The following is a 13,255-nucleotide window of genomic DNA, read 5'->3' as shown; positions in this document are numbered from 1 at the left end:
ACAATAATTAATCTCAGAAATAAAGCTCATTAATCCTTAACAATCTTACCAATTTTTAAGGACCCTAAAACGATATTGTGCTGATAGGCCGAAAAAAGCCAGCAGACTAATATCACAAAAAACATAATCAGAGTCTTTATTAGAGAAACCGAACCAGTGGGAAGATAACCGGTTGTCGGTTAGTTGAGAGGTTAATCGGAGAGCATGAAAAAAACATATCCTCTTCAAATTAACTAAGAAACTACTGAAAACTTATAGGAAAGAAATCCGGTTTAAACTGGATAAAATATCTTGGTGTGGAGCAAAGAGAATTTAGGTAGTAAGAGGATTAAAATAGTTATATTAGTCTCGATGTTCTTGTTTATAACATTCAAAAATACCAGAGCGACTTAAAAGGATACTGATGGGACTGCTTATGAAAATATACCACAGGAACTCATTAGAATAAATCGGGGTATTTAATGAGCTCAATTAAAAAAATTTACCTGATTGCTTGTTTCTTCATTCTTCTGACCTGTAGTTTATATGCCAGTACAGGTTTTTTACATGTAGCAGGAGCAGTGGAGGACCAGAAGGATACTGTAGGAGATGCCGAGCCTGTTTCTCCTCCCTCACTTGAAGAGGTACTTGCGCAGCGTCCTGTTTCTGTAGAAGGCCTGATAAAGAACGGCAATAATCTCTATTCTCTTAAAGAATACGAGCTTTCTATGGAATGTTTTGACGACGCACTTGAAATGGATTCGAATTCTTCAATGGCATGGTATGGAAAGGGTTGTGCTCTGACATCGCTCGAAAGATACGAAGAAGCTATTGACTGCTATGATAGAGCTCTTGAAAACTTCCCGGCTTCTTCCTGGAGCTGGTATCAAAAAGGCGATGAATATCTTCAGACACAAAATTATGTAGAGGCTCTCAATTGTTATGAGAAAAGTTTCTCTATGGACAGCTATCTTTCCAGAGTCTGGTTCCAGAAAGCCCTTGCCTCTGAGAAACTCGGTCTGGAACAGGAGGCATTAGCTTCTTATGATAGTTCAATTGACCTGGGCTCCAACGTGTCCGAAACTCTGCAAATGAAGGGGAAAGCTTACACCGGGCTTGAAAACTACGAAGAAGCAATGAAGTGTTTTGACGAAGCACTTAATATTACTCCTGACGACTTTGAACTCTGGACTCAGAAAGGTATAATGTATGATATGTCCGGAGATTATGAAGCTGCAATACAATGTTACGACAAAGCAATTTCCCTCAATCCTGACCTTACGGAGGCCTGGTATAATAAAGGCGTAGACCTTGAGGGGATGGAGATGTATCAGGATGCCCTGACCTGTTACGAATTTGTCCTCCTTTCAGAGCCTGAAAACCTCAGTGCCTTGCAGAAGAAAGGTTTCTGTCTCGAGCAGCTTGGTAGAAACGAAGAGGCCCTGCAGTGCTATGAAGAGATTCTCATTTACAGTCCTGATAACGCTGATGCATGGTACAGTAAAGGTTCCGTGCTTAATGCGATGGGAGATTACGACGCTGCAATAACATGCTATGACAGAGCCCTTAATCCGGATGCAGGAATTGAGGTGGAGGAGGTTGGAGATGCTCTTCTCGAAGAGTTTAATGCTTATGATTCTTCACTTCCCGGGTATTCTGAAGTTCCCGAGTTTAAATCTTCTGCAGTTAAAATCTGGTACGACAAAGGACTGGCTTTTGATAAACTCGAAAACTACGAATCTGCTCTTGAATGTTATGATAGTGTACTGGAGACAGAATCAGGACACGCAATGGTCTGGTACAGGAAAGGCCAGGATCTTGACAGACTTAACAGGTATGAAGAAGCTGCTAACTGCTATGATAAAGCCCTGAAACTGGACTCCGGATATGCGAAAGTCTGGTACAGAAAAGGATACGATTTTTCAAAACTTGGGCAATACAAAGATGCCGCAAAAAATTTTGATAAAGCTGTAAACCTTGATGAAAACTATACACTTGCATGGTACGGCAAAGCTTTTGCCCTGGCAAAAACAGGAGACTATGAAGAGGCTCTTGTATGCTATGAAAAAGTTCTTGCCGCAGCCCCTGATAGTGCTGAAATCTGGTACAACAAGGGTCTTCTTCTTGACCAGCTCGAAAGGCACCAGGAAGCTTCAGACTGTTACAGTAAGGCTCTCCGGATAAATCAAGGGTATTCTGTTGCTCGATTCAGATTAAACAAGAATACGGAAGAACTGGATGGGGTTTTGACTCCCAATTCATCGGAAGGGAAAAAAATGGAGGTCAGTCCTAAAAGTGCAATTTCGGGAGGCTTCTGGTCTTACCTTCTGAGCTATAAATATACACTTACTGAGGAGAGCTCGGACATTTCAGAGAACTTTGATGACCTGAGCCCGGAATTCAGCTACGATGCAGCCTGGTACGGCAAAGCTTCAGCATACAGCAAACTTAACATGCATGAGGATGCCCTGTATGCTTACGATACGGCTCTTTCGATTAACCCCTTACGCACCGAAGCCTGGTATGAGAAAGGCTCTGCCCTTGACAAACTCGGAAGAAGCGAGGAAGCTCTGGAGTGTTACAAAAAAGCTCTCGATCTTGACCCTCAGTCGAGCAATGCCTTGTACGGCATGGCTTCCGTCTTGAACACCCTTGGGAAATCGGAAGAAGCGGTTGCTTACTACGACCAGTTACTTGCTACCAACACCAGTGACCCTGAAGCCCTGCAGGGAAAATCGCAGGCCCTTGTAAATCTTGGCAGGTACGAGGAAGCAGTTGAATGTTTCAACCCTCTTCTAGAACTTGAGCCGGAAAACATAGGGGCCCTGGATGGTCGGGCTTTTTCCCTGATAAAGTCCGGAAGGCAGGAAGAAGCCCTGGAGGACTACGACAGAATCTTGCAGCTTGACCCTTCCAATTCAAAGGCAATGACTGAGAAAGCTTCTTTGTTTGAAGAACTCGGGAGGTATGAAGAAGCTGCTTCAACCTATGGGGAGATTCTCCGGATTACACCTGAAAACAGAGAGATAATGTACCGCCAGGGTAAGACCCTTGAAGCGATGGGAGATTTCGAGACTGCAATAGCCTGTTATGACCGGATCCTTGCACTTGACCCGAAAAATATTGATGCAATAAATAACAAGGGTTTTGCTTACGCTAAAATGGAGAAATATCAGGAGGCAATTGCCAGCTATGACAAAGCCATTGAGTATGCCCCGAATAATGCCACTGCCTGGTACTTCAAAGGATGCGCTAATTTCGCAATAAGCAGCAACATTGCTGCCGTTGAAAGCTTTGATAAAGTGGTGACGCTAAAACCAGATTGTATAACGGCGTGGTACAATAGGGGGTATCTATACAATGTAATGGGAGATGTTAACGAGTCGATCAATTCATATAACGGTGCTCTTGCAATCAATCCTAATGAACCGTCTATCCTTTATAACAAGCGTTTTGCACACTACCGCATAAAGGAATACGAGGATGCTTCGGCATGTAAAACAAAACTTGATTCTATCGACCCCGGCTTTGTTACAGCTCTTCAGAACAGGGGAACCCGCATCTTTATCCCCGAAACATACAGAAGTGACCTTAACTACTCTCTGCCTGTAAGATGGTACAAAGGAGAAGGAAACTATTCTGACAATACCAGCATAAACATAACCGAAACTCCTCAGCAGGTAACCAATACCTCCTCCGGAGAGAGGCAGAAGGAACAACACTGACACGAAACTGGGGACAACCAGGAAAATAAAACAGACGTGGAAAACTGATATGTTCCGGAGCCAGAGGAGGTTTAAAAAGAGTTTGAGAACCAAAAAGAGTTTGAGAACCAAAAAGAAGAATTAATGCCGGTGGAGTACTTCGATTTCAACGGAAACGGGAGGATAGACTTTGATGATGTCGTGGACATGTTTGGAATGATATGATTGAGGAGAATAAAAGAGAATAAAAAAACAAAAAGGGGAATTGATGGAAACTTTCTCAAATTTCCCACAATTTCTTCCTTTCATTTATTTGAAAACACGTTCAATGATAGGACTCACGCGGTTGAAGCGTTTTTTGTAATCAGGTAGAAGTACTTCTTCCAGTATTAGGACTTACGCATTTGGGTTTCAAAATCAAATGCATTAGACTTTCTTAGAGACACATAGTGTAGACAGTTGAAGATTTAATGCAGTTGATTTTCAGTTCAACCTTTTCAGTTCAACCTTTTCAGTTCAACCTTTTCAGTTCAACCTTTTCAGTTCAACCTTTTCAGTTCAACCTTTTCAGTTCAACCTTTTTAGTTCAACTATGCAAAATATGTGTTACGAATTGATTTATTTTTATTACTCATCATATATATAAAAGGGCAACATTCTTATTTTTTAGATTGATTTATATACATCGTAATCATTTTTTCATACTAAATTATTCAAGTCTGAAATGTGATCCTCTCCAGAAGATTTAGAATCCAAATCATGATAAATCTCATAACATTGAACAAAATATTGGAATAATGGCAGAGGGCAGCATTAGTTGGAAAGTTTCGTTCTTGACTTCAGAAATGGGAACTAAATTATGTACAGTGATTTTAACTCAATAACTTGGGCTGATCTGAAAAACACGATATAGCGCAACTCCAGGTTTTTTATATGCACCGCAAATTTTTTTGTTTTTTATTATTGGGAGATTCCCCTTCAGACTAAAAGAGCTACAAAATAATTGTGATTCAATCCCGAACATCCTCCAAGATCCTGCTGAAAAAGACCACAATCACAGGAGTTTCAAACAAAAATTTCAGAATGAGGAGTGAATGACAGATGAATAAAGGAATGTTTCTAATTCTTTTTGCACTTATCTGTATGGTATTAATAGGACCTGCAGAAGCAAAGACCTGGTATGTAGACGATAGTGGTGGAGCAGATTTTATAGACATACAAACTGCTGTTGATAGCGCTTCTTCCGGAGATACTATTTACGTGTATGCAGGTGACTATCTCGGTTTCAATGTCAACAAGCCATACATAAGCATCATCGGAGAAGGTGATGATGTCGTAACAGTTAGCAGCAGTATTTACCTCCCTGAAGGATCAAGAGCTTCTGATAATGCAACTGGTACTGTTCTTAAAGGAATAAAAACATCGGCACAACCTCAAATTGCTATTGGTGAAGGCACTGTTTCTGATTTAATCATTAGTGATTGTGTATTTGATGGAATAAGTGCATCAACTCCGGTTCAATTGAGAGCAGATCGAACCGTATTCAAAAATAATGTTATTTCAAATTGTACAAAAAATTTTGCTTTATATATGAGTGCAAATTCATGTGTAATTTCCAATAATACAATTAAAAGCAATAAAAATGCAGCAGCTATCTTTTTTTATGCTAATGTTGTTAATAACACGGTTAAGAATAATCGCATCGAATCAAATAAGATTGGTTTTTGGTTCTATAATCCAGGAACTGATAATAAAATATATTTAAACAGTATATCTAATAATTCACAAATTACGATGGTTACAGGTACAGTTCCTTCCATTAGCTGGTCTTCTCCAGATCAAATCACATATACCTACAACGGCACAACCTACACCGGCTACATGGGCAACTACTGGTCCGACTACAACGGTACAGACACCAACGGTGATGGAATAGGGGACGAGCCGTACGTCTTACCTGACAGCCTGGGAGCCGATAACTATTCCCTGATGCAGCCTTTTGAAAACTACTTTGGCGGTAGCGGTCCTGTTATCCCCGTTGCTGCATTCACAGCATCACCGACATCTGGAGATGCGCCTTTAACAGTCAACTTCACGGATGAATCTACCGGGTCTCCGACCTCCTGGTCATGGGACTTCGGGGACGGAGATACTTCAACCGAGCAGAGCCCCTCGCATACTTATTCTAAAGCAGGTAACTATACCGTCAACCTGACTGTGGAAAATAATGCAGGTTCTGACTTTAAGTTGAAATCGGATTACATCGAAGTTTCCGAAGCTTCCGGGTCAACTGTTACTCTCTATTTCGACCCTGCAAGTTCCTCAGTTTCAGAAAACGAATCCACTGAAATAAGTATCATTGCCAGTAATTTCCCTGCAGGTTTTTCAGGCTACAACCTGACTGTTGCTCTCGACGACCCGGATGTTGCCGAGGTAGTTGATATTAAGTACCCTACCTGGGCATTGATTACTGAGAACTCTTCCTTGCCAGGGACTTCGATCTACCTGAAGACTGTTGACGGGGGAGACGTTGTTAAGGAAGGAGCAGCAGGTGTTGTGCTCGCCATCCTAGCTGTTTCTGGAAAGGAATACGGGTCTGTGAATCTTTCGATAGGGGTTGACCGTCTGGATGACGACTCCGGAAACGTTATCGAACCAGAGTTTTTAACCGGGACAATTGAAGTGACCTTCCTCAGTCCTCTGCCGGATCAGGAATATGCACCTAAGGACCTTGACGGAGACGGACTCTATGAAGACCTCACCGGAAACGGGGAGTTCAGTTTCGTAGACATAGTAGCTTACTTCCATAACATGGACTGGGTAGAGGAAAACATGCCTGTGGAGTATTTCGACTTCAATGGGAATGAGAGGATAGACTTTGATGATGTTGTGGATATGTTTGCAATGATCTGACGAGGAGAAAAATGAAAAACAAAAAGGGGAATTGAGAAAAACTTTCTCAAATTTCCCATAATTTTTCCTTTGCTTTCAGGCAAAAAAATCCTTATAAAATTTAAATAAACATGGTTTAAAATATTAATAAAGTTAGGCAAATAACTTCAAAAAAAATTAGTAAAAAATCTAGAAGTAGGGGTAGATTATGAAGGAAATATCGCCAAGAAATCTATTACTAACAGTTTTCATTGTTTTGCTAGTGGTTTTTCCAGCGGCTGCAGGAACTGTTACTACGATTGATTTTGAAGACTTATCTGAGGGAGATGGAATTGAGGATTTTGGAACACATTACTCTGGAGTAACGTTCTCAGGTGGTAATGATATAGGCATCGCTGTGGTACCAAAATATAATTATGGTGACTATCCTCCTCATTCTGGGACACATGTCGTTGCATTCCACTTTGGTGGTGAGTCCTACGTCCCAACAGAACTTAGAGCCTCGTTTGATCAACCGGTTAAAAGGGCTGGTTTATGGTATACTTGCGTTAGTAATGTTACCCTGGAAGCATACGACGAAAGCGGCCTAAAAATTGATAGCGTTAATGGTACTTCAAACCTCCATAAAACTACTTATCTTGAAGTGCAAGGATCAAATATAGCATACATAATTTTCCACGATAGTTCCAATTATTTAACCTGCGATGATTTGACATATGAAACAGAGGATGATGTAAATATCCCGGAGTTTCCAAGTATCGTGCTTCCAATAGGTGCAATAATGGGTTTAATGTTCGTGTTCCAGCGTAGAAAAGAGTGAAATACTTATAAGTGATTTAGGAAACACAACCTCATAATTTAGTGATTTCTTATTTGACATGAAAATGCTCTCAAGCATTTTCTTTTTTTATGCCTGTATCGAATATTTTGTTTGTTCTCTCTTCTACTCGGGGTCAGGCCTACGTTAACTTGATAATTATGTATTCCCATATACCCACCTCCACTGTAAGCAGAAATGAAAATGGTTTCCGGGTGGAGCGAAAGTGAAAAATACTCAAATCTCGTCAGGAGAGGTATGTTAATTACTACTTCTCGCAAACCTTCTGCAAAGACCCGGACACTTTGTAAACTTCTATCGCGTTTCATTACCGGTAAATGCATTACACGCGGCAAGATGGGTATGCAGCAACTTATGGAGTTTGCAGAGGGCGGGCCTTTAATAGTCGTGGGAGAGTACCACGGGAACCCCGGCGAACTCGGCTTTTACGACTATACAGGGAACCTTCTCTTTTCCCTCAGGTTTTCGGACTGGTATTCTGAGGACATAGGTTCTTACTGGTTTTCGGATCTTGAACCGTTGCTTGCAGGTCAGGGAGAGATTGCGGACGCATTTGAGTCTTTTTTCTATTTTAAGAGAGTCGAAAGTGAGGAAGTCGATCAGCTCCCTCTCCGTTCCACAGTGCTAGTAGCAGGGGAAAAAGAGATTGATTTCACGGACAGTGGGAAGTCCCTTTTTAAACTGAATGTCAAAGGTTTTAAAAAACACTGACCAAATACCCTCTTTCAACCCGTTTTTCTAAAGATGCTGGAATTTCATTTTGTTCGGAATGTTTGGAAATTTCAGGCAATTCAGGAATTTCCAGCCGATTTTGAGGACTGAATTCTAAAAGGAGGAATTTTTTGAAACTTTCCGCAGAGTTTACATTTGAAACCGAAACTGCCGAAAAGATCTATCAGGCTGTACTTCCGGAACTTAACGAGAACTTCTCTGAAAGGTCAAAAATAGGGCTGATCCTTGAAGGTTCTAACTGTCTTGTACTTACGGTTAAAGCCGACGATGCGGTTTCCCTACGTTCTGCCCTGAATACCTGGTTCAGGCTTATCCAGATCGCTCAGGAAGTCCTGGAAGTCGCAGCTGAAGCCTGAAAGGGCGCGCAGAAAGTAAAAACTGCGCCTGCCTGGGGCATATTTGTGATTTAATCCCTTTTGGGTATTCATTCTTATCTAACATGCACTTAACTTTAAGCTCTTTTTATGTAGTTGTTGCCGCAATAAGATTCACAATTACTTCGTAGCTCGCAAGTGGTTTCCTTCTCCAATTCATGGATATTTAAGAAAATAACCTGTGCTCTATTTAATTCCATTTGCTTGTATTCCACCATCTACATATGCTTTCAACTGCAAAAGATGCCGTATCATGATCCGTGCCAACATTTACCCATCCTTCATTATTGGCAATATCGTAGACTCCATAAGGATTTACTTTTCCCAGTTCTTTATCTTTAAAATCATATACATTAACGTTTATGGGATCTTTTTTGCCAGATTTAATCAATAACTCAAGGACACGGCTCATGGCATTCATCATGATTTATGCTTATAAAATACAGTTATATACTATATTGTTTTACTATTGCGTGTATACAATAAACTAATACTACATATTTAAGGCCGGGATATTATAGTTTTTTAATAGGGGTCTAAAAGTCCGAAATCCTGAGATGACCATCAATTATACGTCTATCATTGTAACTAAGTCCCGAAAGTAAAAAACACCAGAGAAACAAAATTCTCGATGTACTTCTACAGAAGTGAAAATTAGATGTTACTCAAAGAAAACAAAATAGTAGAAAAAATTTGTGAAATTCCGGTTACACTTGAAGATGTCTCCGAAAGCATTTTTGAAGGTGTAAGTACAAAAAACATTCTGATGCATAGGCTTCTCCTTCCCGAGGAAAGCGGTTCAGATTCATATTATCTTTGCGAAGGCTTGTGTAAACCTGTATTTTCAGAACCTGAAATTGTCTATCCGTATATATCAGGAACATTTTCCGAAAAATTTGCGTGCTCTTCACCTTACCGTTTTATGCTGCCGTATGAGCTTTCCGAGGGGGGTAAAAAGAAAGAATACAATGTAGTTCCCCCCGAAGAGCTGGAGGCAAGGTTCCCCATGGCTTACAGGAGAATTATGGAATTCAAAAAGCAGTTCCGTCACGACATTTCCCCTCTTAACTCCGCAGACTATAGTATAAAAGGAAAAAAGCTTCTGGAGTATTTTAACACTCCTAAGATTATTGCGACTGAAGGCTATCATCTGCAGGCTGCATATGATGCTGCTGGGAATTCTGTGTTTGGAGACGGCTGCGGGATTGTTCTCAAAGACCCGAGTAAGTATCCTTATGTTACTGCAGTTTTGAACAGTCCGATTGCCAGGCTCTTTCCTGCGGTATGTAAGTCTGAAATGATCTTCTCGGATTATACGGCTCCTACAGTCCTGAGACGTTTCCCAATCGTATTTCCGGATAACAGGCTAACTGAGAATCTCATAAATACTGTCTCCAGTTACCTTCTTTTCCTGAACAGGCAGAAATATGCAACACGTTACGGGGTCCCGGACTGGCTTAAGGAACTTGCAGGTTTTTACGAGCAGATTTCAAGCCTTCTGGTCCTGGATGCTCACTTCTTAAATGATATTGATCCACGGCTTCTGGACGCCCTTGAAGAAAATATCCATCCCTATGCCGGAGATATGGACTCTGAAGACAGTGACAGCCTTCTGAATGCACTGTATTATATAAAACAACAGATTCTTGAAACCTCAGGTTCCGGAAAATTCAAATTTAATGTGGGCTTGCCTGGAATGCTCAGTTTTTCCACAGAGCGGTGAAGAACTCTGAGAAATCCTTTTTGATTTTATCCCAGAAAGCCCAAGCTTTTAATTTTTACTTATTAGGACTTACTCACTTGAAATATAAAATCAAACGCAATAGACGTTTGGGTCAACTTTATTTTTTGGACAGTTAAAAGTCCAATGCTATTTATTTCTCAGTTCAACTGCGTAAGTTCTATATTGGAAAAAATGACGGAGAAATGAAAGGTGTTAACTAACGGATTAGTCGGAGTTAGATTTGATAAGGAACTTCATTTATGTTATCAGTCGCATGATTGTGGTCCTGAAGGATTAGGAACGGAAGTTGTATCATTTGTAAGGGGACTTCAGAGGGATTCTTTACGAATGAAGATCTTTAAGGAAAACATTAGAAAAGTTGAATGGGTTGATGAAATAGATAATCCGACTAAAGAGCAAGCTGAAAAATTAATCAGAGACCCAGAAATTTTAGAGTCTTTGAAGTATAACGAAGATTGGCATACTCAATTTTCATTTGATCCGATGGCATGTTTTGAGTACGTAATTCTTTTTGGACTGCCAATCATTCCAGAACATCGAGAATATTCATTAGAAAAACCTACTGACTTGATCGCATATGCGTATGTGATGGATTTAAATCGTGATGTCCTTGAATTATATCGTGGTGGGCACAGGATGGGTGAGTTCTCTTTTCAAGCACTTGTGGATCTGGTAAAAGCTGATTGGGGGAGAATGTCATCCACATGGGAAGATTATTGAAAAAGGAAAGTTATAATCTCTTAGTCGTAGATATCACTTAGAAGCCACGTACAAAGGCCAGGGGCTATCGCCCTTAAACAAACGGACCAAGTAGTCCCGGAAGGCTCCACAACGCAATTAAAACAGAAAGAAATTTTTTATTTCCTGCTACCACATTGAAGGATTAGAAAACAGAGTAATGAAGCAGGTTGGGTTGTGAATCAGTAAAAATGGGTAGAGGAATTTTAACAAAGAGAAGTAGAATGTTAGTTTATTTTTTTTCTTCTCCATTCCATTCCATTAAAGCTTTCTTAATAGATATCAACGTGAACATAGTAGTATTGAATATCTCGTCCGGGTGTTGCGACAGCCAACTGATTTCGTCGAGAACGTCTTTTGGGAGCCTAACAATGTCGTTCAGGTCTTCCCCTATCTTCATGAAATATTCAGTATACCGTAAACCATACCTACTGTTGTCACATGCAGTGATAGAAATATACTGAGTAAATGACCCGTCATTCAATATATCTCTTGAATACCTGTAATGAATTTCTTCAACACAATCCGAGTAATCGTTATTCAGTCTTCTGATGGTATCCGGAATCGATTCACCATCTTTCTGCAAAGCTTTCAGGTCTGACAATACACTGTTGGAAAGTCTGAAAGTTTTGTATTGCTTCATACCACTACTCGTACAGTTAAGATGTATAAATAGACTACTACACAAGTATAGTACTTCGCTGAAAATCTTCCCTCTTTTATCCTCTTCATTTACTTCAGGCAGCCCCTGGTTAATTAGTTTTTATTAGCCCTTGGTTAATTAGTTTTTATTATTCCTGAATCCCCGTTAATTGCATCTCGCGTTCTTTCTTTCCACGCACAGCGCTCCGCTTGAACCCACCTGCTTACAGCAGATAAAAATAAAATCATTAGCCGCGCTGGGAAGTCTGATCCAGGAATATCAACCATGTAGCTGACGGATGACCAGGGAATTAAGGGGTTCGAATCCCATCCCCGGTATATTTTGTTTGGGATGTGGGTAACTTAAAAAACGCAATGCTGCTTTGTAAGTTTTATGCAAAACTTTTTTTATGAAAGCTGTCTTAACAAAAAGATCAGTTTTTATATAAAGTTTAACCGGAAAAAGTCAAAATTTCTTTGGATTTGCGTAAGAATGATGCGAAAAGCATTTTTTCAAGGTAGCGTCGAGAGTTCTGTAAAATATAGTTGGTCCTTTCGTCCTTTTCCTTCATGGCAAAAAAACGGAATTCAGAGTCAATAGTTCTCAAAGTTTTTGCCTTTTGGTTGCTGTCATTCCTGGTCCTTCGGGTCCTGCGGTTCCGGTACTTCAAAGAGGGAAGGGTACTTCCCTTTTAACGATATGAAGAGTTCTTCTTCTAATTTTGCATTATAAAGTGTTTTCACTTTAGAAAGCTGATCCATTGTTAAATGGTGAGCTCCCTTAAGGTTAGCTCCCTGAAAGTCAACCTTTCCAAGGTCAGTTATCTTAAGGTGAGCCTTTTCAAGATCAACTCCCCGGAGATTAGCCCCTTGAAGATTAGCTGCATAAAGGTCAGCCCTTTGAAGGTCAGCTCCCTGAAGGTTGGCTCCTTGAAGATTGGCGCTTTCAAGATTCGCCTCTATAAGGTCAGCCCTTTCAAGTTTTGCTTCCTGAAGATTAGCCTCCTGAAGATTAGCCTCCTGAAGGTTAGCTTCATGAAAATCAACTCCTTGAAGATTAGCCCCTTGAAAGCGAATTCCTATAAGGTAAGCTCCTTCAAGTTTAGCTCCTCCAAGTTTAGCTCCCTGAAAGTTAGTCTTTTCAAGGTTAGCCTCTTGAAGGTTAGCCTCTTGAAGATCAGCCCCTTGAAGGTCGGCCCCCTGAAGGTTGACTCCGTAAAGGTCGGTTCCCTGAAGGTTAGCCAGATGAAGGTTAGCCAGATGAAGATCAGCCAGATGGAGGTTAGCTCCCTGGAGGTTAGCCAGGTGGAGGTTAGCTCCCTGGAGGTTAGTTCCTCCAAGTTCAGTTCCTTGAAGGTTAGCCAGATGAAGGTTAGCTCCGTATAGGTTAGCTGAATGAAGGTTAGCTCCCTGAAGGTTAGCCAGACGAAGATTGGCTTCATAAAAGTCAGCTCCCCGGAGGTCAGCCTTTTCAAAGTTAGCTTCCTGGAGGTTAGCTCCTCGAAAGTCTTTTTTCTCTGGAATATCCATCTACAATTAGTCGGTTTTTAACTAAAATAAGCATTACTATTTCAGGAAAATATTTTCTGCTCTTCAGAGTTTTGTTTTTAAA

The 13,255-nt window shown here is 40.6% G+C and carries 9 protein-coding genes and 1 pseudogene; 7 read left to right on the top strand and 3 right to left on the bottom strand.

What is annotated here, in order from left to right; all coding sequences use genetic code 11:
* Window positions 1-461 precede the first annotated feature (461 nt).
* The 5 genes from MSSIT_RS12665 to MSSIT_RS12645 all read left to right on the top strand — a co-directional run bounded on the left by MSSIT_RS12665 (window position 462) and on the right by MSSIT_RS12645 (window position 8,501).
* Window positions 462-3,704, top strand: a complete 3,243-nt coding sequence (locus MSSIT_RS12665) for a tetratricopeptide repeat protein (protein WP_231589805.1) — start codon at window positions 462-464, stop codon at window positions 3,702-3,704.
* A gap of 1,122 nt (window positions 3,705-4,826) precedes the next feature.
* Window positions 4,827-6,596: a NosD domain-containing protein gene (locus MSSIT_RS12660; RefSeq protein ID WP_231589804.1), complete on the top strand. Its 1,770-nt coding sequence runs from the start codon at window positions 4,827-4,829 to the stop codon at window positions 6,594-6,596.
* A 187-nt stretch (window positions 6,597-6,783) separates the two neighbouring features.
* The gene (locus tag MSSIT_RS12655; protein WP_048172815.1) at window positions 6,784-7,395 is read left to right on the top strand and encodes a PEF-CTERM sorting domain-containing protein; all 612 of its coding nucleotides are present in this window, start codon (window positions 6,784-6,786) and stop codon (window positions 7,393-7,395) included.
* Between the two features lie 201 nt (window positions 7,396-7,596).
* Window positions 7,597-8,124, top strand: a complete 528-nt coding sequence (locus MSSIT_RS12650; protein ID WP_231589803.1) for an rRNA maturation protein — start codon at window positions 7,597-7,599, stop codon at window positions 8,122-8,124.
* Window positions 8,125-8,255: 131 nt separating this feature from the next.
* Complete coding sequence (locus MSSIT_RS12645) at window positions 8,256-8,501, top strand: KEOPS complex subunit Pcc1 (protein ID WP_048172814.1); 246 nt, start codon at window positions 8,256-8,258, stop codon at window positions 8,499-8,501.
* 109 nt (window positions 8,502-8,610) lie between these two features.
* On the opposite strand, the pseudogene MSSIT_RS25725 reads toward MSSIT_RS12645, so the two are convergent.
* Window positions 8,611-8,889, bottom strand: a pseudogene (locus MSSIT_RS25725) (ISAzo13-like element transposase-related protein); the annotation flags it as partial.
* Between the two features lie 288 nt (window positions 8,890-9,177).
* On the opposite strand from MSSIT_RS25725, the gene MSSIT_RS12635 reads away from it, so the two are divergent.
* Together MSSIT_RS12635 and MSSIT_RS12630 are read left to right on the top strand one after the other, a co-directional pair.
* Window positions 9,178-10,242 carry a hypothetical protein gene (locus MSSIT_RS12635; RefSeq protein WP_048172812.1) on the top strand — a complete coding sequence of 355 codons (1,065 nt, stop codon included), beginning with the start codon at window positions 9,178-9,180 and terminating at the stop codon, window positions 10,240-10,242.
* Between the two features lie 210 nt (window positions 10,243-10,452).
* Window positions 10,453-10,983 carry a hypothetical protein gene (locus MSSIT_RS12630; RefSeq protein WP_048172810.1) on the top strand — a complete coding sequence of 177 codons (531 nt, stop codon included), beginning with the start codon at window positions 10,453-10,455 and terminating at the stop codon, window positions 10,981-10,983.
* A gap of 250 nt (window positions 10,984-11,233) precedes the next feature.
* Here the strand turns inward: MSSIT_RS12630 and MSSIT_RS12625 are convergent, their stop codons facing one another.
* Both MSSIT_RS12625 and MSSIT_RS12620 read right to left on the bottom strand, forming a co-directional pair.
* Window positions 11,234-11,605, bottom strand: a complete 372-nt coding sequence (locus MSSIT_RS12625) for a hypothetical protein (RefSeq protein ID WP_231589802.1) — start codon at window positions 11,603-11,605, stop codon at window positions 11,234-11,236.
* A gap of 668 nt (window positions 11,606-12,273) precedes the next feature.
* Window positions 12,274-13,173 (bottom strand): pentapeptide repeat-containing protein, encoded by a 900-nt coding sequence (locus MSSIT_RS12620; protein ID WP_052721645.1) that lies wholly within the window; start codon window positions 13,171-13,173, stop codon window positions 12,274-12,276.
* Between the last annotated feature and the right edge of the window lie 82 nt (window positions 13,174-13,255).

It is taken from the genome of Methanosarcina siciliae T4/M (genome assembly GCF_000970085.1).
GTDB classification, from domain to species: Archaea; Halobacteriota; Methanosarcinia; order Methanosarcinales; family Methanosarcinaceae; genus Methanosarcina; species Methanosarcina siciliae.
This window is presented reverse-complemented; position numbering and strand designations above follow the sequence as displayed.

Bases quoted from the DNA above. Each gene is read 5' to 3' on its own strand.
- MSSIT_RS12665 (WP_231589805.1), top strand. From the start codon at position 462: ATGAGCTCAATTAAAAAAATTTACCTGATTGCTTGTTTCTTCATTCTT.
- MSSIT_RS12635 (WP_048172812.1), top strand. From the start codon at position 9,178: ATGTTACTCAAAGAAAACAAAATAGTAGAAAAAATTTGTGAAATTCCG.
- MSSIT_RS12655 (WP_048172815.1), top strand. From the start codon at position 6,784: ATGAAGGAAATATCGCCAAGAAATCTATTACTAACAGTTTTCATTGTT.
- MSSIT_RS12650 (WP_231589803.1), top strand. From the start codon at position 7,597: ATGGTTTCCGGGTGGAGCGAAAGTGAAAAATACTCAAATCTCGTCAGG.
- MSSIT_RS12620 (WP_052721645.1), bottom strand. From the start codon at position 13,173: ATGGATATTCCAGAGAAAAAAGACTTTCGAGGAGCTAACCTCCAGGAA.
- MSSIT_RS12660 (WP_231589804.1), top strand. From the start codon at position 4,827: ATGGTATTAATAGGACCTGCAGAAGCAAAGACCTGGTATGTAGACGAT.